This window comes from Mesobacillus maritimus (genome assembly GCF_019749255.1).
Classification (GTDB): domain Bacteria; phylum Bacillota; class Bacilli; order Bacillales; family Cytobacillaceae; genus Mesobacillus_B; species Mesobacillus_B maritimus_A.
Window position 1 is genome coordinate 23,718 of record NZ_JACWFH010000025.1, and the last position, 20,346, is coordinate 44,063.

At 40.2% G+C, this 20,346-nt stretch carries 14 protein-coding genes and 1 riboswitch; of the genes, 10 read left to right on the forward strand and 4 right to left on the reverse strand.

Annotated features, from left to right (window positions below):
* Positions 1-302: 302 nt before the first annotated feature.
* Positions 303-1,700: a hypothetical protein gene (locus tag H0185_RS17565; protein WP_221874791.1), complete on the forward strand. Its 1,398-nt coding sequence runs from the start codon at positions 303-305 to the stop codon at positions 1,698-1,700.
* 159 nt (positions 1,701-1,859) lie between these two features.
* Here the strand turns inward: H0185_RS17565 and H0185_RS17570 are convergent, their stop codons facing one another.
* From H0185_RS17570 to H0185_RS17580, 3 genes are all read right to left on the reverse strand, one after another.
* Positions 1,860-3,593 carry an ABC transporter ATP-binding protein gene (locus H0185_RS17570; protein WP_221874792.1) on the reverse strand — a complete coding sequence of 578 codons (1,734 nt, stop codon included), beginning with the start codon at positions 3,591-3,593 and terminating at the stop codon, positions 1,860-1,862.
* A gap of 247 nt (positions 3,594-3,840) precedes the next feature.
* Positions 3,841-4,617, reverse strand: a complete 777-nt coding sequence (locus tag H0185_RS17575) for an SPOR domain-containing protein (protein WP_221874793.1) — start codon at positions 4,615-4,617, stop codon at positions 3,841-3,843.
* 152 nt (positions 4,618-4,769) lie between these two features.
* Positions 4,770-8,063 carry an SH3 domain-containing protein gene (locus H0185_RS17580; RefSeq protein ID WP_221874794.1) on the reverse strand — a complete coding sequence of 1,098 codons (3,294 nt, stop codon included), beginning with the start codon at positions 8,061-8,063 and terminating at the stop codon, positions 4,770-4,772.
* Between the two features lie 254 nt (positions 8,064-8,317).
* Positions 8,318-8,398, forward strand: a riboswitch (ZMP/ZTP riboswitch).
* Between the two features lie 394 nt (positions 8,399-8,792).
* Here H0185_RS17580 and H0185_RS17585 point away from each other — a divergent pair.
* The 9 genes from H0185_RS17585 (at position 8,793) to H0185_RS17625 (ending at position 18,925) form a co-directional block, all read left to right on the forward strand.
* Complete coding sequence (locus tag H0185_RS17585) at positions 8,793-9,989, forward strand: phosphoglycerate dehydrogenase (RefSeq protein ID WP_221874795.1); 1,197 nt, start codon at positions 8,793-8,795, stop codon at positions 9,987-9,989.
* A 174-nt stretch (positions 9,990-10,163) separates the two neighbouring features.
* Positions 10,164-10,613, forward strand: coding sequence for a small multi-drug export protein (locus H0185_RS17590; protein WP_221874796.1), 450 nt, complete (start codon positions 10,164-10,166; stop codon positions 10,611-10,613).
* 72 nt (positions 10,614-10,685) lie between these two features.
* On the forward strand, positions 10,686-11,258 hold the full coding sequence (locus tag H0185_RS17595) for a TetR/AcrR family transcriptional regulator (protein WP_221874797.1): 573 nt from the start codon (positions 10,686-10,688) through the stop codon (positions 11,256-11,258).
* A gap of 225 nt (positions 11,259-11,483) precedes the next feature.
* Entirely contained in the window at positions 11,484-13,589 is a 2,106-nt protein-coding gene (locus H0185_RS17600) for an MMPL family transporter (RefSeq protein WP_221874798.1), read from the forward strand.
* 406 nt (positions 13,590-13,995) lie between these two features.
* Positions 13,996-14,373 carry a hypothetical protein gene (locus H0185_RS17605; protein WP_425515837.1) on the forward strand — a complete coding sequence of 126 codons (378 nt, stop codon included), beginning with the start codon at positions 13,996-13,998 and terminating at the stop codon, positions 14,371-14,373.
* A 191-nt stretch (positions 14,374-14,564) separates the two neighbouring features.
* Positions 14,565-16,604 (forward strand): PKD domain-containing protein, encoded by a 2,040-nt coding sequence (locus H0185_RS17610; protein WP_221874799.1) that lies wholly within the window; start codon positions 14,565-14,567, stop codon positions 16,602-16,604.
* Positions 16,605-16,644: 40 nt separating this feature from the next.
* Entirely contained in the window at positions 16,645-17,313 is a 669-nt protein-coding gene (locus tag H0185_RS17615) for a collagen-like protein (protein ID WP_221874800.1), read from the forward strand.
* A gap of 107 nt (positions 17,314-17,420) precedes the next feature.
* On the forward strand, positions 17,421-17,741 hold the full coding sequence (locus H0185_RS17620; protein WP_221874801.1) for a transposase: 321 nt from the start codon (positions 17,421-17,423) through the stop codon (positions 17,739-17,741).
* Between the two features lie 293 nt (positions 17,742-18,034).
* The gene (locus tag H0185_RS17625) at positions 18,035-18,925 is read left to right on the forward strand and encodes a spore coat protein (RefSeq protein WP_221874802.1); all 891 of its coding nucleotides are present in this window, start codon (positions 18,035-18,037) and stop codon (positions 18,923-18,925) included.
* Positions 18,926-19,089: 164 nt separating this feature from the next.
* Here the strand turns inward: H0185_RS17625 and H0185_RS17630 are convergent, their stop codons facing one another.
* The gene (locus H0185_RS17630) at positions 19,090-20,106 is read right to left on the reverse strand and encodes a TIGR00341 family protein (protein WP_221874803.1); all 1,017 of its coding nucleotides are present in this window, start codon (positions 20,104-20,106) and stop codon (positions 19,090-19,092) included.
* Positions 20,107-20,346: the final 240 nt, after the last annotated feature.

Genomic DNA, 20,346 nt, shown 5'->3' on the forward strand with positions numbered 1-20,346 from the left:
CAGGGTGCATTTATAGTTTCCTTAAAGGAATTTCCAAACGTCTTAAAAAATCATGATTTTCCAAACTACTATACTTTTTATGCACTCAATAGCAGATTAGAAATGTATTTTCCGTGAGTACTTGTAGATGGATGAAATTCTCGCTAATCCTTTCTTTGCCTTATGCTACTGAGTTTCATTCCAAACTATGGTATTATAAAAGAAAGTTGCTTCTATGGAACACTAAAAACCAGAAGCCATTATTGTCGCGGTAGAACAGTTAGTTACGAGTTTACATATGTAAACAAGAAGGGGGATATGAGATGAATCAAGATCGAATCTTACTAATGGATCAAGAAAAGTGTATTCAACTTCAAGCAGAACGAGTGACCTTTTATCTACAAGGGGAAATGATTGAGGCGTTTAATGAAGCTAGGAATGAGGTCTATTATCTGTTCTTTTACAAATCTCATTATCTTACTGCCTGTAAAGCTAAAAAACTTCGCCGAAATTCCTATATTGAGCGCGCTTTTAAAGAGGGGTTGGTTTTCGATTCTCCACACCCAATCATCAATAAACTCCTTTCCACAGATTTCCCCTATAAACGAACTACGTTCAAATCCTTCCTAAAAAAACTAGAGAAGCTCTATTCAAAGCATGAAAGGGCACTTATTCTAACCTTCTTTGAATCCTTTTACCCCAAAAAAGACTTGTTTCATGAAATTAGTTCCATTTTTTATGAATACCGCCGAAACGGACAGATGTTCTTAGCTTATCGGATTGTCCGAATCTTACATGATTTTGCTCCAAATCATAGCTTAGTTAAAGAGCTTATGAGCAGCTTAGTGTTCAATAAATATACTGAGCTCTATAACCAAGTTTCTGAACAACTAGTGGAGAAAGACCCCATTTTTGCTGAGAAACTTCTCTATGCTCAAAGAAATGAAACTGAAACCTTTCACCAACTTGTTCATTGCTATGAAAAGGATTCCCGATTGCTCAGCTTGATTGCGCTTTATAGTGACAAGTTGAAAGAAACTCCTTCAAATGATACTTATAAACCATTTGTTAAACTACTCCATCAAACCTTTGATGAACATGAAACGACTGCGATTTTAGAAAAGCTATCATTACAAGTCCCTGCCTATCTTCCAATCCAACAAGAGTTATTTACCTCTTATCTAAAAGCCCATAAAATGAAAAAAGTATTTTATTTAGTAAATCAAAAAGAGTTCCATTTGAATAAGTCGGAATCACGAACCTTTGGGAGCATTCTAGATGATCTTGATTTTGAGGATGAGTTTATTCACCCTGAAATGCTTAGAGCGTTAATGAATACCGTGGTGAAGTTTTTCCCTGATAGGGTGGAGGACTTTCTGTATAAGTCCGTTGTCACATTGCTCGACACTCATGAACTATCTTATTTAAAAGAGTGGCTCGCACCTTTTAAGGAAAAGTACTCACATCTTCAACTCTTTGAAAAAATTGACACGATGCTAACGTTGAACGATGACTTAGATCAAATGCAAACTCTTGGGGAATTGTATGTGGAATTCAAGCAGCTAGATAAAGCAATCGAGTGCTTCTGTTGGGAAATGGAGCTGAAGCCGAATGATCCTAAGCCACTTCAATGGTTAGCGAAAATCTATCAAGACAAGGGAATGGATCACGAAGCAGAAGCCTTCCGACAATTGTGTATCAATCTTCAGAAACGGGCCTAAGGACAAAAGGGTGAAGATTCGCTGTGGGAGAATTCCTTATAAGATAAAACACTGGCATCCTCTATGAATGCCAGTGTTTTGCAATGTTGTGAACTTATATTCTCGCTGTACAGGGGTTAACACGATTTAAGCTGTTTCTTGGTTTTCCTCAAATCCTACCTAAGCTAATTGTTGTTCAGCAAATTGTCGGTACAAAGAATGTGTTTGAATCAGTTCACGATGTGTACCAATGCCAGTTACGCTGCCTTTTTCAATAAAAATAATTTTATCTGCATCAACAATCGTCGATAAGCGGTGCGCAATCACGAAAGTTGTTCTTCCTTCCATCAGCCTTGTTAAAGCCTGTTGAACAATGCTTTCAGATTGGCTATCAAGGCTTGCAGTTGCTTCATCCATCATCAAAATTTTCGGATCCCGTAAAAAGGCACGCGCAATCGCAATTCGCTGTCTTTGCCCACCAGATAGTTTAATCCCACGTTCGCCCACTTCTGTGTCTAATCCTTTTGGAAAATCCTTAATAAATTGATCTGCATAAGCCATTTCTGCCACTTGCCATAAACGCTCATCCGTAATCTTATCCTGATTCTTTAGACCGTAACATAGATTTTCCCGAATCGTTCCCGCCATCATTGCACTTTCTTGGGAAACATAACCGATTTGACTGCGCCATGAATCGAGTGATAATTCCTTAATGGGGGTGTTGCCAATTCTAATTTCGCCAACAGTAGGTTCATAATACCGCTCAAGCAATCCAAACATGGTTGTTTTCCCACCGCCACTCGGTCCAGCAAAGGCAATCATTTGCCCAGGTTGTGCGTCGAATGAGACATTTTCAATAACAGGTTCATCGTCACTATAAGCAAAGGAAACGTTAGAAACAGTGATCGGTTTATTTGAAATATCTAGTTCAATCCCAGCATGATTTTCCTCTAAGGGAAGTTCTAGAATTCCAATAATTCTTTCAGTTGCTCCTTTTGCTTTTTGAAGCTGTGTAAAAAACATCGCAAACGAAGTGATAGGGAAGATGATTTGAAACAAATAGAGCAAAAAGGCGACAAGTGATCCTGTTGACATCGTTCCGTTCGCAACCCGAATCCCACCGTACCCTATAATCACTACGATCACGACCATGACCACAAGGTACATGAAAGGTCCGATCAAAGCGAAAATTCGCGATTCCTTCAATCCGAAATCTAATAATTTGTTGATTCCCTTTATTCCTTTTGTTTCCTCATAATCCTCAGCAGTTGAGGACTTCATTAATCGGATTTCACTCAATGTTTGTTGAATATTTCCTGTGAAAATCGCTGTTTCATCTTGTAAGCCTCTTGAGATTTTCGCCATCTTTCTGCCGAGCGGAATCATAATGGCCATCGTAATTGGGACGGAAACCAACATAAGAAGGGTCATTTTCCAATCCATGATAAGTAAAATAATGAGTGCACCAATAATGGAGATGATTCCAGTTATAAATCTTGGGAAATGCTGTGAAATCAAATCCCTGACAATCCCGGTATCGTTGACAACCCGACTGACGGATTCGCCACTTTGGGTTTTATCAAAGTAAGTAACCGGTAATCGGAGAAGCTTTAGCCACATCATCTCACGCAAACGAGCTACGATTTTTTGGCCAACCGCTGCTAGCAGGTAAGTAGAAATTCCATCAATAACAGCTTGAAGAATAAAAACGCCCCCGATTAAAAACATGAGTGAAACACTGATGGATGAAACAGAAAATCCATCCACCAAATCTCTTGTCAAAAGAGGAATCGCAAGACCAAATAGAGTGGTAATAACACTAGTAAGTAACCCAAAGCTTAAAGCCAATTTGGGGAGTTTAGTGGAAAGAATAAGTGAAAAAAAGGGTTTTAAACCTGCTTGTTGGTTGTCCATAAATATATCTCCTTATCCTATGAAACTGTTGTAAACGGTTTGGGAGAATTTGAATTAGGTATTAACTCCCAAACGTTTTACATATCTATCTTACTGTAATTTTAAAATAATGCCAGTTTGAAGAGGAGGGGGAGGGGAGTTTAGGAAAAGTTTATCCAGTAGCCTTAGTTATATTCCATTTTAATGGGAGCAGAGATCAGGCTTTCCTCAGTCGACCAACAAATAAAAGCTCAGAATAATCTGAGCGCTAGTTTTTTGTTTCATTCACCATTCGTTCATAAAGGGATAGGATCGATTGTCCATAGCCATCACCAGGGACGGCCCATTTTCCATTTAGTTCAATCCAAGTTTGGGCAGATCCTCTTGTTACGAGCTGAAACCGAGGGTCGATTAGGGGATGTTTATCTGGCAAAGGTTTTGTTGATGCATAGGCAAATAGATGCTGAATATGTGCGAGGACGCCTTCTTCGGGGGTGGAAAAGCTTGCCCCTCGGACATCTCCTCCAGTCGCTCCAATTCCGGAAAAATTGTTTTGGTTGTGTTGAACTACACCTGTGAAGCGAAAAAAGTCTGTTTCATGCATCGCTTGTGCAAAAGCGATGTCTCCTCTGATTCCATAATCTTTCCCAAAGGTAACATAATTGGCACCTAACTGGATTGCCTGTGGATGAATGCTTCTCACAAATTGATTCATTTGTTCAGCGGTCAAGATGGTTTCTCCTAAAATAGAATCCTCAGTGTCCTCAGTTGTATGGGTAGTGATGATAAACGCATCCCCAATGCCGCTCTTCTGCACTTCATTCAAACGACTTTGGGCGTTTTGCTGGTTTAAGAAAGCACCAGCTTGTACCCGATACCAAATGGAATCCGAAATGATAGTGGTGTGAACAAAGGATTGTACTCCCTTAGATTGTAAAAAAACAACGCGCTCCTCAGCATTCTTTTTTGATTTAAACGAGCCAGCAATCACTTTATACATGATGCTGTTCTGGCTAGAATGTTCCATATCCTTCTTCCTCTCCATATATCCTTCTATCTATTATATGGAATAAAGGTGCACTTTGTATGGGGAACAAGAATTAATTGAAAAAAGGTACCTAAACCCTAGCATAGGACGACTATACTTTAGTGGGGCCAGGCACCTTTTAATGCTAATGGTAATGCTAATGCTTGCTTCTAGTACTTAAAGGTTGGTATTTCTAAGGTGACTTTATACGAATCTAGTAAGCTATATAAATTATGAATTTGATAGACTTGTTTTGTCGCCCAGCCAATGTCCGTAGCATATTGGTGGCTTCCGACTCCATTGGCAATCGTCTTTTCAGGATTCCATCTCATTTTGTATAAGGTGTCTTGTCCTGATTGAATATAACCTTGGGCAATAAACTTAGCTCCTCCCATGATTGCAGCCTCAGGAGTAAACCAGCCTTCGTTATAGGCAAAATGAGCTCCGCTTGAAACCGCCGATTTGTCGTAGGCGCCAATTCCAAACATATTGTAAACGGTCTTCCCATAGATCTCAACACCTTTCGCAAGCTGTGAGGTGCCATTTCCTGTTTCTAAAAGGGCATGGGAGATTAAATAAACGTCATTCACACCGTATTTTTTACTCGCGGTAGCGAAAGTAGCCGCATGCCCGGTAAGCACACCTTTGCCTGCGAGAATTTTTTCGTTCACTTCAAACTGATCTAAATCCGTGTTCTCCGATAATTTTAAGAACTGCAAAGACGCAACAGGGTCGTTGATATGATTTTTTGGATCAAGCTGCTTTTTCACGTCCTCTGGACTAGCGTTCACCCAAGACTTTGAATAGTTGACTTGGTACCAAATATACCCGTCCGACCCTTTCTTACTAGATATGATTTGCAGGAACTCTCCGTTTTTAACTGTTCCAATCACCCAATCACTTGTACTAGCTCCACCTCTAATCTTCCAACCAGTTCCTTGTACTTTCCCGGTTGTTGGATTGGATGGGTCATTAAGGATTAGTGCGTCTTCCCTTATGTAGGCTGTATACTTTTTATCCGTCTGCGGGTTTGTTTTCAATTGCATTTGTGTAAATTCATCTAACGTAACATCATATTGCGTGTTTATGGTTTTGACGGTCCTTTTTGAGGGGTCCTGAGATCCTTCTTGTTTATCTGTTAAGTATTGGACACTTATATAACCAGTTTCCCCATTTGCCGTTACCTGCGCCCACCCATTTTCTTCAGATTTTACTGTAACAGGGGTACCTTTAGAAAGCTTCGTTATGATTGAACCTGAAGTTGACGGTTTTGATCGCATATTTAGACTAGAACCGGCCTGCACATTTACATATTTTACATTAGAAGGTTGTTCGCTTGGAGCTGGTGTCGTTTCAACTGGTTCTGTTACAGTCTCTTCCTTTTCGTCTGTTACCGGACTAGGCTCTGGAGAATTTATTTGTTCCTCAGACTTGTCTTTACTAGTAGAATCCTTTTCTATTTTTGATAGAAACTCAGCACTCACATAGCCTTCTTGCCCATAAACCTTTATCTTCGCCCAGCCATCTTGCTCAGAAAGAACGGTGACTTGAACCCCGCTCGCTAGCTTTACGATAATTGATGCTTTGGTATTCGGTTTGGTCCGCATGTTTAAGCTAGATTTAGAACTCACGTTAACCTTTTTAATGACCGCTTCCTCTTTGATAGGAGGAGGTGTGACTGTAGAACCAGCTTTCGTTGCCGAAAGGAACTCCGAACTAACAAATCCCGTTTTCCCATTCGCAGTAATCTTTGCCCATCCATTTTCAACCGAAAGGACGGATACTTTAGTGTCTTTTGCAAGACTACTTAAAATAGCAGCACTAGTTGAAGCAGAAGCACGTAAATTCAACTTTGATCCAGCCTGAACATTAACGTATTGAGTAGAAGTCTTCGCTTCTTCCTTAGCCGGAGCAGGAGCACTTGAAGAGCCGCCGCCATTCTTAGTAGTTAAGAAATTTGTGCTAACGAATCCTGTTTTTCCATTCACAGTAATCTTCGCCCAACCGTTTTCAATTGAAAGGACCGATACTTTAGTATCTTTTGCAAGACTACTTAAAACAGTAGCACTAGTTGAAGCAGAAGCACGTAAGTTCAACATCGACCCAGCCTGTACATTAACGTATTGAGTAGAAGTTTTCACTTCTTCCTTAGCCGGAGCACTAGAAGAGCCGCCGCCATTCTTAGTAGTTAAGTAGTTTGAACTAACAAATCCCGTTTTCCCATTCACAGTAATCTTTGCCCATCCATTTTCAACCGAAAGGACGGATACTTTAGTATCCTTTGCTAGACTACTTAAAATAGCAGCACTAGTTGAAGCAGAAGCACGTAAATTTAACTTCGATCCAGCTTGAACATTAACGTATTGAGTAGAAGTCTTCACTTCTCCCTTAGCCGGAGCAGGAGCACTAGAAGAGCCGCCGCCATTCTTAGTAGTTAAGAAATTTGAACTAACGAATCCTGTTTTTCCGTTTACAGTAATCTTTGCCCATCCATTTTCAATCGAAAGGACCGATACTTTAGTATCTTTTGCAAGACTACTTAAAACAGCAGCACTAGTTGAAGCAGAAGCACGTAAATTCAACTTCGATCCAGCCTGTACATTAACGTATTGAGTAGAAGTCTTCACTTCTTCCTTTACAGGCGCAGGTGAACTAGAAGCCCCCGTATTTTTAGTTGATAAGAACTTAGAACTAACAAATCCCGTTTTTCCGTTCACAGTAATCTTTGCCCATCCATTATCATTCGAGTGGACCGATACTTTGGTGCCACTTGCAAGACTACTTAAAACAGCAGCACTAGTTGAAGCAGAAGCACGTAAGTTCAACTTTGAGCCAGCTTGAACATTAACGTATTGAGTAGAAGTCTTCGTTTCTTCCTTAGCCGGAGCATTTGAAGACCCGCCACTATTCTTAGTAGTTAAGAAATTTGTGCTAACGAATCCTGTTTTACCATTTACAGTAATCTTTGCCCATCCATTTTCAATCGAGTGGACGGACACTTTAGTGCCACTCGCTAGACTACTTAAAATAGAAGAACTAGCTGAAGCAGAAGCACGTAAATTCAACTTCGATCCAGCCTGTACATTAACGTATTGGGTAGAAGTTTTCGCTTCCTCTTTAACAGGAGCAGGTGAACTAGAAGAGCCCCCATTTTTTGTAGACAGGAATTTAGAACTAACAAACCCCGTTTTGCCATTGGCAGAAATCTTTGCCCACCCATTTTCATTCGAGTGAACGGATACTTGAGTGCCATTTGCTAGACTAGCTAAAATAGCAGCACTTGTTGACGCTGTAGCTCGTAAATTTAGGTTTGAACCAGGTGAAATTTTTACATACTGAGTAATGTTTGCCTGAGCTGCCGTCGACACGGGAGTACTATTTTCTGCAGCTTGAACGACTTGATCAAAAGCTGCTGTGGATAGAACAGCAAAACATAGACTCGGCAATAGGACTTTCTTCTTCATTTTTACCTCCTTAAAGCTTACAGGGTATTACTAAATACCTTTTTGTTAGATAAATTCTAACATATTAATAGATAATAGAATTCTAAAAAGGGATAAATTATGGCATTTTTAGAAAAATTTCTTTGTATTTCCTTTATATAGAACAAAAATCTACTAAAAACACGCATATTCTCTGTTTTTTCGAACTCTTAAGAAAAAAATAAATGGAAAAGGTTGATGGGGAGAAGGGATTTTGGTAAGATGAAACAAATGAAAAGGCGATGTGTAACTGGCGAAACACGGATTACCGTGAGGGAGCATATCGTTCGGAAGAGCCGTTCGCCTGGGCAGAGGTAAGGGAGGAAATCCCTTACCTCTTTATGCTTTCTAGGGGGGATAGAGATAAGGATGATTATGACTTTATCATTCTATAAATTTATATAGTAGGAAAGTTCTCTTATCACAATAGGGGAAATTAAGGTATGAACTGTGATTGGAAATTAGAAAAAGTTTTTGAAGTATTTACGTGAATATCACCTAATTGGGGTGTACAACGAACGTTTTTAATGTTAATTTATTAATTATTCAGATTAATGGTGTTATGCAATTTTGATATGAATTATTCAATTATAATAATGAACAAAATAGTTTATGTAGTTTAAGGATTCATTTAAGCTTGTTCTTAGGAGTGTAATTCCACATCAGCTTTAACATAGCTATTCTTAAAATAAATGAAAAGAGGAGAACCTTATGAGTACAATCGCTACGAAAATGAAAACAATTAAGCCATTAAATAATATTGCAGAATGCGGCTTAAATGTCTTTAACAACGGAAATTATACAATTGATGAAAATAGTGATAGCCCAGATGCTGTGGTTGTTCGCAGTTTTAATATGCATAATATGGAGTTTGATCGTAATCTTAAGGCGATTGCACGTGCTGGTGCAGGCGTTAACAATATCCCAGTTAGCAAATGTACAGAACAAGGCATTGTCGTGTTCAATACACCTGGTGCTAACGCAAATGCGGTAAAAGAATTAGTGTTAACAACGTTAATGGCTTCTTCTCGTAATCTTTTTGCTGGTGTATCGTGGACGAAATCTTTAGAGGGTGAAGGGGATCAAATTCCTAAACTTGTTGAAGCAGGGAAAAAGCAATTTGTCGGGAAAGAAATCAAAGGAAAAACGCTTGGTGTCATTGGGTTGGGGGCAATCGGAGCTTTAGTCGCGAATGATGCACTTGACTTGGATATGGATGTGATTGGATTTGACCCATTTATCTCTGTCGATACCGCATGGAATTTATCTCGCAATGTACAGCGTGCGATGAAGATGGAAGAGTTATTTGCAAATAGCGATTATATTACTGTCCACGTGCCATTAACCGATGATACTAGAGGAATGTTTAATGAAGAGACATTTAGCATTATGAAGCCAGGTGTGCATATTATGAATTTCTCTCGTGGAGAATTAGTAAACGAAGATGATATGGCAGTTGCACTTGAAAGCGGCAAAGTAGGAAAGTATATAACTGATTTTCCAAATGAAAAAGTGTTGAAAATGAAGAATGCTGTTCCCATTCCTCATTTAGGTGCTTCTACTAAAGAATCAGAAGAAAACTGTGCTCTAATGGCAGCGCGTCAGGTGAAGGAATTTCTTGAAACAGGAAACATTAGAAATTCTGTAAACTTTCCTAACGCTTCTCTACCTTATACAGGAAAACGTCGTGTGACTGCTTTCCACCTTAATGTTCCAAACATGGTGGGACGAATCACAGGTGCCATTTCAGACTACAATTTAAACATCGCCGACATGGTAAACAGAAGCCGCGGCGAATATGCCTATACCATGATTGACATCGACAACAAAGTGAATGGCGATGTGATTCCAGGGTTAATTGAAAAAATCACACAAATCGAAGGAATTGTAAACGTACGGGTGATTTAATACTTTTTTGAAAAAAGGCACCACCATCATAAAGGTGGTGTTTTTTTCTTTATTCTTTTACATTAAGAAATAGATTCATTATAGATACGAGGGAAGCAACTATTAATAAAAGCCTAAGACGGACGGGTAAAAATGTCCAACAGGTTCATTGAATCAACTAAGAGGAGGGAAAGGATGCTTTTTGAATATATACTTGTGTTTCTTGGAGCCGCCATCCCATGGTTTGAAATTGCGTTAGTCATCCCATTGGGGATTATTCGCGGGTTATCACCATTTTGGGTGATGTTTTTGGCCTTTATTGGAAATGCCATCACGGTTATTCCTGTTATTATCGGCTTTGAACGACTGCGGATTTGGTATGAAAAACGCAAAGAAAAAACAACCAAAGCAATTTCTAAACGAAACTTACGAGCCAAAAAAATTTGGAACAAGTATGGGCTTCCTGGTTTAGCATTTTTAGGACCGATTTTAATAGGCATTCATATTGCGGCATTTATCGGGATGTCTTTAGGAGCAAAGAAGAGTTGGGCAATGCTATGGATGATGTCAAGTTTGGCACTTTGGACACTTGTCTTTGGGGTCCTTACGATGTTAGGTTTTGATTTTTTTGTCCAACAGCGATAAGCTAGCAAACAGAACGATCTATCTTTATACTGAGTATTGCCGATGATTGTTAATAGAAAGTGGAGTGATAGGATGGCACGTGACCGCAAGTTTTCCACGAATGATTTATTCCAAAAAACTACAGAGCTTTTACTCCAATATGGTTACGAAGGGTTTTCTTTCAGCTTGCTAGCTGACCAATTAGAAGTTTCAAGGGGAACGCTCTATAAGTATTATGAAAATAAAGAAGAGTTGATCACAGATTTTATGATTCATGAGATGAATCAATTCCTTGATGAATTGAAGCACATTCGTACGGTTGAAGGATTTGAGAACCAGGTTGATTTCTTGCTAGATTTAATTTTTAAAAATGCTTCCATTCCTCGCTTGATTGAAATTGGGAGGAATATTCCGAGCAATCTAAACCAAAAAGTTCGCGACAATCTAATCAAGCTAGAACAACAGCGCTTTTCCATGTACCATAATTTACAAGAATTTATTGAATTAGGCAGGAGTGAGGGGAAACTTAAACCTAATCTACCTGACTCATTAATATTAGGATTCATCTTTCAGACCATTGTAATCCCTAACCATTTTTCGGTTCCGTGGTCAGAATGGGTGAAAAGTATTAAGGAAATAATCTGTCATGGAATGCTTGTAAAATAGGACAGAGGAGAGAATTAGGGAACAGATGCTATACCGTTTTATCCAAAGTGGGAAGTTTACCTATTCCTCCGTCTGTTTCCATGAAATGTTTGAACATCCTAATTGACACTATTGTCACATTGGATGATAATGATAAAGGCAGATTTGATATTTATTTTTTTATCCAAAGTGACACTGCTGTCACCAATGAATGTGTTAGTGAAAATAAGGTAGGAGGTTATAGAGATGAGATCTTTTTTACAGTCCATAACAGATGCTGTAGCGACGAAAAAAGGAATGTGGATTACCTTAGCATCATGGCTTGTTGTGACCATGCTTTTGGCCATGTTCGCTCCAAGTGTGAAAGATTATGAAGTTTCGAGTCTTGATTCAATTCCAGAGGATGCAAAATCTGTTATTGCTCAAAACAAAGTAGATGAATATTTCAAAGATAATGAAGGAATACCCGGTATTTTGGTTTTTCAAAGCAAGGACGGAGAAATTCAATTTGAAGAATTAGTTTCTTTGTTTAAGCTAGTAGAGGCTGAAGAAATTGAAGGTGTAGAGCAAGTGGTCCCATTGTCGGCATTGCCCCCACAAGCCACTGCAGGCTTCTTTTCAGATGATAAGCAAACAGCTGTTATTCCATTAAACTTCGACGGTGAAATGGAATCGAAAGAAATAAAAACTTCAAAAGAGAAAATTGTTGAGCTAGTTGAAGGAAACTCTGACTTAAACTTATATGTTACGGGTCCTGCAGGGATAGCAACAGATACACTCGACCTATTCTCCCGTGCGGATCTAGTGCTGATATTCTCCACGGTAGGGTTAATTCTTATTCTATTAATTGTCATTTATCGTTCACCATTATTGGCGTTAATACCATTATTAGCGGCCGTGTTTGTATATGAAGTTGTCATGCAAACACTTGGTTTGATGGGCAGGGGCGGACTAGTGATGAGCAATCAAACAATCTCGATTATGTCGATTCTGTTGTTTGCTGCCGTCATTGACTATTCTCTCTTTGTCTTTTCACGTTATCGTGAGGAATTAAAACTACATGAAGATAAATATGAAGCGATGAGAGCGGCAATGCGGGAAACAGGAATGCCTGTATTTTTCTCAGGAGGTACTGTTTTAGCGGCGATGCTTGTGTTGTTCTTTGCTCAATTCGGGGACTATCGAAACTTTGCCCCAACTTTTGCGACAACGATGGCCATCATCATGATCGCTTCGATTACGCTTGTACCAGCATTGTTTACTTTATTTGGTCGTAAAGCATTCTGGCCCAAGGTTCCGCGTGTTGGCGATGAAACGGTGAAAAAGAATTCGATTTGGAGTAGGGTTGCACGTTTTGTTGTGAAAAAGCCAGGGCTGGCCGTTGTATTAGTTAGTGCTTTCCTTCTCTTGTCGGCTACCAATATGTTTAATCTTAAATTTGAATTCAACACCTTGAATTCTTTTCCTGAAGATATGCCTTCCCGCCAGGGCTATAACATTTTAGAAGAAGAATTTGCTAAAGGTGACCTTGCACCGACAACGGTCTTGTTTGAGGGGGAAGAGGCTTTAACTCCTGAACAACAAGAGGGACTGAGGGCGGAATTAGCAGATCAACCAAATGTTAGTACCGTTCGGGTAAATGGTGTAGCAGAAGAGGGGAGGATATTGAACTATAGCCTTACCTTTACAGAAAGTCCCTATGATAAAGAATCCATGGATGCATTAGAAACTATGATGGAGAAATCAGACCAAATATTGACTGATAGTGGTGTGAGTGGGGATATTTATTTCGCTGGTGAAACAGCAACGAAAGTAGATGACCGCTCAATCAATAATCGCGACGTAATCGTTATTGTTGTCTTGGAAACAATCTTAATCTTTGCGATGTTAATCGTGTTAACCAAGTCTGTTAAAATGCCAATCTACATGATGGGAACGATTCTAATTTCCTTCCTTGCAGCCTTGGGATTGGGAATGTTCTTATCGAATTTATTCTTTGGCATCGATTCGATTAGCAATCGTGTTCCACTATATTCATTCGTCTTTTTAGTCGCACTTGGAATCGACTACAATATCATGTTGATTTCTCGCTTCCAAGAAGAGCGAAAGAAGCATTCTGTTAAGGAATCAGTGGAGATTGCTGTTGCCAATACAGGAGGAGTCATCTCTTCAGCTGGATTAATTCTCGCTGCCACTTTCGCTGTATTAATGACCCAACCAATTCAATTACTATTTGTCTTTGGATTTATTGTCGCAGTAGGAATTCTACTCGACACATTCCTAATCAGAGGAATTTTACTTCCTGGGTTGATTATGTTATTTGAAAAAGAAAAAGCGGTAAGTAAAAATTAATATTTTAATTCGTAACCTATGGCTCTAAATGAACAACGCTTGGAAACCTTTCAAGCGTTGTTTTTGTTTCTGTCTTTACCTTTTCATCTATCGTCACACCGCTTTTTATCCTGACTTTTAAAATAGAGTCCGAACCCGATTTTAGTTCGAACAGGAACAGGATAAAAAGTTAAACGCACGCAGTCTGAAGGGGAGCCCAGTTTCGGACAGGAACAAGAGAAAAAAGTAAAACGGAGTCCGAACCCGAGCCCAGTTCGGACAGAAACAAGAGAAAAAAGTAAAAGGAATGGTTTGAGGTGTGCAAGCCAGCTCCTAATCGGTCAACCATAGCCCATTCAAAGGACAACTATCCTACATACCGTATTAGAGGGTAAGAAACTATTATGGGAAAGGGAGTTGTGAAAATTTGCAAAATCAAAATCAGATGTATGAACTAAGACAATGGGGTCATCACGGAGGTCATGGTGGACATCATCACGGCGGCCATCACGGAGGACATCACGGCGGCCATCACGGAGGACATCACGGAGGACATCATGGCGGTCACCACCACGGGGGACATCACCACGGAGGGCATCACGGGGGACACCATCATGGTGGCCATCACGGAGGTCATGGAGGTTATGGTGCAGCACCGTTAGTAGGAGGTCTATTAGGTGGACTGACATTAGGTGCATTAGGAGCTTCGGCAGCAGCAGGAAGTGCTTATCCATATCCTGCTCCATATCCAAACCCGTATTATCCTCCGTACTCTCCTTATGGCGGCGGCTACCCATATTATTAAGGAAATCAAACCAAGCTACTACCCAAATTTTGGGTAGTTTTTTTGCGGAATAATTTGGAACGTTTTACTTTTTTGAGAATCTACTATTATAAGGACAATCATTTTTTTGCTTGTTCAATGTTGTTGTGACTTTGGAATTTTCCTGCTATAGAGCAAATAGATCATTGCTAAACTACTAAAGGAGGTTTCATATGGAAGTAGGACCAATTAATGCTTTGCACGGGTTTCCTGAATGGTATCGTGATGAAAACGGGCTCCGTTTGCAATTGAATGTAGATCCAAATGATCCGTATTCCGGGATCACGCCTGCTGACCTGCCAAATCCGGCACAGCCTGTATCTTTTCCAGACAATTTCCCAGGTGAGGCATTTTATTATGCAGCTGAAGCTGAAATGGAAACCGGTACAGGTGAAAGAGCACGGCTTGTATTGGCATTAGAGGCGGCTTTTGTCAATGAAGTCCCGTTACGAGGAGAGCAAATTGTGTTTGGTCGTATCCGAATCCGCGTTGAAGGTTTACAGCCTAATGCCGAATATACGGTTACCCATCCGTACGGAGTGAATACATTCACTGCCGAACCAGATGGAGACGGATTGGGTGAAATTAATTTTACTGAGGATATTGGCGGATTTAACGGGGGTGACTTTGAACTTGCGTTAAACTCAAAAGTCCATCCTTTTTTACAATGGGACCCTACGGTTGGTCCAGTTGCACCAGTAGGATATATCGGTGACCCGAACGTTCTCCATCCAGTTGTCGGAAGTGTATTTATCGACAGGTTTGGCGAACCTCAAAATATATTTAGAATCGAAGGTCCTGGCATTGGAATCGGTTCACCAGACCGAGCAACTACACCAGGTATTGACGGTGATAATTGTATCGAAACGAGAAACTTCGCTCTATTAGGCAAAATCTCACCTATCTCGGGTGTAGAGGTGACAAGAGCTTCTTACACACAAACCGATACCTCTGGTGGTTTTATCGATGTGTTTGCTGTTTCCGATGTTAGCCCACAAGAAATCGAAGTAACTGGCATAGGGATGCAACCTACGATTCTTCAAGGAGAGAACGGGTTATATTTCGGACGTATTGCCTATATTGGTGAAACCCCGCCACCTTCGATTATTATAGCAAATATCACTGATAATCCTCCAAGCATTCATGAAGTTGTCCCTGTAGATTTTATTTCAGCCACTGTAAAATATCATACTGACTCTGAAACTCTATCAATTGAAGCTACTACAAGTGATACCATCCATCCAATTGTGCTATCAATAGCAAATTTTGGTCAAGGTGATATACCGTTACCGTCAACAGGTTTGTTCACAATGAATCTTACAAGTGTGCCGGCGAGCGTGACCATCGTTTCATCTGCAGGAGGCGAAGTAACCATACCTGTGGTTGTAAGCGGTTCCGGTGAGGGTCCGATTCCTGTATCTGCCGATGCGGGTGCTGATCAAATCGTACTCTTTGGCACTCAAGTCCTTCTTGATGGGTCGAATTCCACGGGAATTATTACCTCTTACAACTGGACACAGCTTTCAGGTCCAGAAGTGAACTTGATTAATCCGAACACGAGCGAAGCATCCTTTACCGCTCCTTCTATTACGAGTACCCTAGTCTTTCAATTGACGGTAGAAGGTGAAGGTGGCCCATCCACTGATACAGTAACTGTGGAGGTGATTGAATCAGCAGCTGGACCTATTGCCAATGCGGGGGCAAACCAAACTGTTCAACAAGGAACTCTCGTCACATTGTCTGGAACTGCTGAAGGAGAAGTGACCAGCTATAGATGGGAACAAATTTCAGGGCCGCTAGTACAATTAACAAATCCAGATTCACCAACAGCAACTTTCACATTCCCGACACAGTTGGGAACCCTTGTTTTTCAGCTAACGGTTCAAGGACCAGGTGGAACCTCGACTGATCGTACGGAAATCACGACGGTAGCTGATAACCTAACCGTTACTCGAGCAGAGTTTAGAACAGGAGATACAGAATGGCGGATCTCTGGGACATCTGATGTTCCTGGCGCTGGCGTAGAGATTACGATTTTTATCGGGAATACATTAAGTGGCATGATCCTTGCTGTGGTTCCAGTCGATGCATTAGGTGATTGGGCGTATCGGTTTGAACCATCTTCCGTGCAACCTGATGCTACCAGGGCAATTTCGATTCAATCTAGCTCCGGTGGAACACTTTTAGCTATTCCATTAAATATTCGCCAGTAAAAGGCAGATAAAAGACGAAGTGAAGAAAGGAGAAATGCGTATGGATTATTGTCCGTATTGCGGTGGTTGTCATGATTATAAACATGACCTTGCAGTGATTGGTCCCCGCGGGAAACAAGGACCACCGGGACCAAAGGGAGATCCTGGTCCTGAAGGGAAACAAGGACCACCGGGACCAAAGGGAGACCCAGGTCCTGAAGGGAAACAAGGACCACCGGGACCAAAGGGAGACCCAGGTCCTGAAGGGAAACAAGGACCACCGGGACCAAAGGGAGATCCAGGTCCTCAAGGTGAAAGAGGTCCAATGGGTCTGTCAGGAGGAACCGCAAATTCAGCCTATGGGTATGTTTACTCAACCTCAAGTAATAATCAAAGTGGGGATGTCAAATTTACAATTGCAGGGCCATTAGAAAATGTGGAATTAACACCTAGAGGCCTTCATGTTTTAACTCCAGGAATCTATCATATTAGTTATAAAGTAGCTTATAAAACAAATACTGAAACAACCTCCGTAGCGAGATTTCATCTCATTATCAATGACAGAATAAATGTCATCTCATCTACAACAGAAACTAGCACTTCTGCTCAGCTATCCTCTTCGCAATTGTTTTCATTATTAGAAGGTGATGTGGTTAAGCTTGTTGCAGAAATACCTGAAGGCGCTAGTTATAGCCTGCCAACCTTACAGGTAATGAGGATTGGTCAATAAAAGTAACTCGGTGTCCTTTGGGCACCGATTTTTATTGTGTCGCAGTAATCAAAGGATTGTGTTTACACTGCATGAAAAAAGTGAAGAATTAAAACGAGGTGAATGGGATGGTTTTTCTGATTATTGCCGGGAGTATTCTCACTCCGCTTGCGATGTTTGGATTGCGATTGTATTGGGGCCAATCTAAGTTGTACTTAAACTTACTCGCAATTATTAGTGCACTCGTTTTTGGAAATATCTCAGCTTTAGCGATTTATGAGATTATCAAGGATAATACAGTGTTTATGACCAATATACACGGCTTATTTTTAAATCCTGTTTTTTTATTAACAGGTGCTTATATGGGCGTATATCTCCTCTATAGGTTGGTTGTATGGACGTTTAGTGAACATGCCCAGAGAGAAAGAAAATTAAAGTTCCATTCATAAGAGTGGGACTTTTTTGTTAGGTTTTACTCTTTATCCCCTTTTATTCACTCTTCAAACCTTCCCCTTTTAGTTATCTGTCGGGATAAAAACATTATTCCTTTTCTAGTGAATTTCCTATTTTTAAATGGAGGATTAAGTTGATTGGTTAAACACATGATAAAGGTGGATTTTGAAGAGGAGAAACAACTTTAGGTTGTTGCATTAAATATCAAAGTCCAACTGACGTCAACAAAAAGTTTTCACCAATAACACTTAGCTTATTGATTAGTTATTTAACAAAAGGAGTGTAGCATATGCCATTCGGCGCACATGAAACCATGGAAGTCCATGAGGTACTAGCAGAAAAAATGAATATGATTAGCCATTTTAATCTTTATGCCATGCAAACCAAAAATCCTGAACTTAAAAGTATGATTATGCGTCATCAACAAGAAGAAATTCAGTCTTATGATGCGCTGGTCAAGTACACCCATGACTATACTCAGTTTACACCGATCCCTCCTAATACGAGTGTCAGCAACATAAAACCAGATCAAATCCAATATGGTCTTGATAATCCATCCATGCTAGCCCCGGAAACAAATGCAGCTTTAAATGATTATGAAGTGGCTACAGCCATGCTTTTATGTCATAAAAATGCCGCAGCAAATGGGGTTAAGGCAGCATTAGAAATAGCGGACCCTAATCTTCGCCAAATGCTTACCAACAGTGCGATGAACTGTGTGAACCAAGCTTATGAAGTGTTTTTATTTATGAACCAACAAGGTTTATACCAAGTACCGACAATAAAAGACCATACTGCGAAAACCTATCTACACAGCTACCAGCCTTCTAGCGAAGGATTAAAAGCGCAATACACCATGCAAGGTAATCAAAATTTAGGAAAAGACAATCCAATGAAACCTTATATGCAGCAGACTACACCCCAAGTTCCTGCAAATTATATGAATGCTGCTACTCCAGCCCAAAGCTATCCACCTTCAGGGCAAATGGGTGGAGGTCATAGTCAAAACCTTGGGACAATGGGAAGTATGCCAACTGGAAGTTCAATGGGACAGCAGCAGAGTATGAATGCCTCCGGGCAGCCTATGAAAACCTTCGGGCAAAGTGGTAACATGAATACACCTCCCGCATACCAAACAAATATGCATACTTATCAAGGGAACCAAAAATTTAACCATTAAGCAAAGGGTGCCCCAAGTGAACAACTTGGGGCACTTTAACAGGTAATTTATTTAATTTACTGCTAGAAGCTGACAGACACTTTTTATATACACCCATCCCAAGGCGGATGCTCACTCTGAATTTTTTCGTTGTTTTCTATCTATTTCCCTCTTTATGTTATCCTTTATAAAATATCAACCTGCTTGCTGAAAACAATTGCCGTAATTAGAATGATAATCGTGATACTGACAAATAGAATGGAAAATTTGACAGATGTTTTTGCCCGGTCCACATCTTTCCACTTTATTGGTCGAATGCCACTTAAGGAAAAGACAATAATCGCTGCTAAAATTACTGAACTTATATTTCCGGCTAATAAAAGCCCCGACCCATAAGCCTCTTGCCACAAGCCTTCCCCTAAAGACATCCCAAGGACAACGGTCGGGGGTAACAAGGCAACCGCGACCATCACGCCGACAAGTGCGTCAGGAAGACGACTGATAATCGACAAAGCACCAGCTGTACCAGATGCTAAGGCTAGAACAATATCAGATAAATTGACATGAGTCCTGGAAGCAAATTCGGTGTTATCGAGTGGGACTGGAAGAAAGAACGAGCACAAGATGCTGATGCCAACCCCAATGGCAATGGCATATAGAAGCGTTATCGACGAATGCCTGATTAGAGAAAAATCACCCAGGATGGATGAAAACGCAATCGATATAACTGGTCCTAACATCGGTGCTATCACCATCGCCCCAATAATCACCGCTTCGCTATTCTTGATAAACCCTATCGTTACCACAATCGCTGAAAGAATGACTAGTAAGGTATAGTTGAGCGTAATTCGACTAGACTTTTCAATCGCACCTAAAAGTTCATGGCGGCTAGCTCTTTGTATTTTAGTGGTTTCTTCCTTTTCCTCTTGTTTAATTTTTTCTTTCTCTTCCTGTGTTAATCTAGTCAAATAGCTTTGTACTGGAAACAGAAGGACTTCAAAGCCATCCACTACATTTGAAACATTTTCTAAGTAGTTTAAAACTTCCTCTGTGTTTTTGGTTTCAACAAGAACTCGAATTAATTTGCGCTCTTCTGACTCCCTTGATACCCAATAAGAAACAAGGGGAAATTCATGTAAAGACTCATTCACTTTCTCAAAATATTTTTCAGGGATGTAAGCTTCAACAAGTTGTAAATCCACAAATCCAACTCCCTATAAAGCTAATTGATTTATAGTTTTGCCAATAATAGTTGTTTTAAAATAAAGTAACAAAAGAAAGAGAGCATACGCCAACGATTCTTGAGCTCAAGGACATTTGAGGCAGTCTTGATGGAGATTTTGTCTATGACAAGCACTCTCAAAGACATTATGAGAAACAACAAGGAGATTTTGTCTATGAAAAGCACTTTCAAGGACATTATGAGAAACAACAAGGAGATT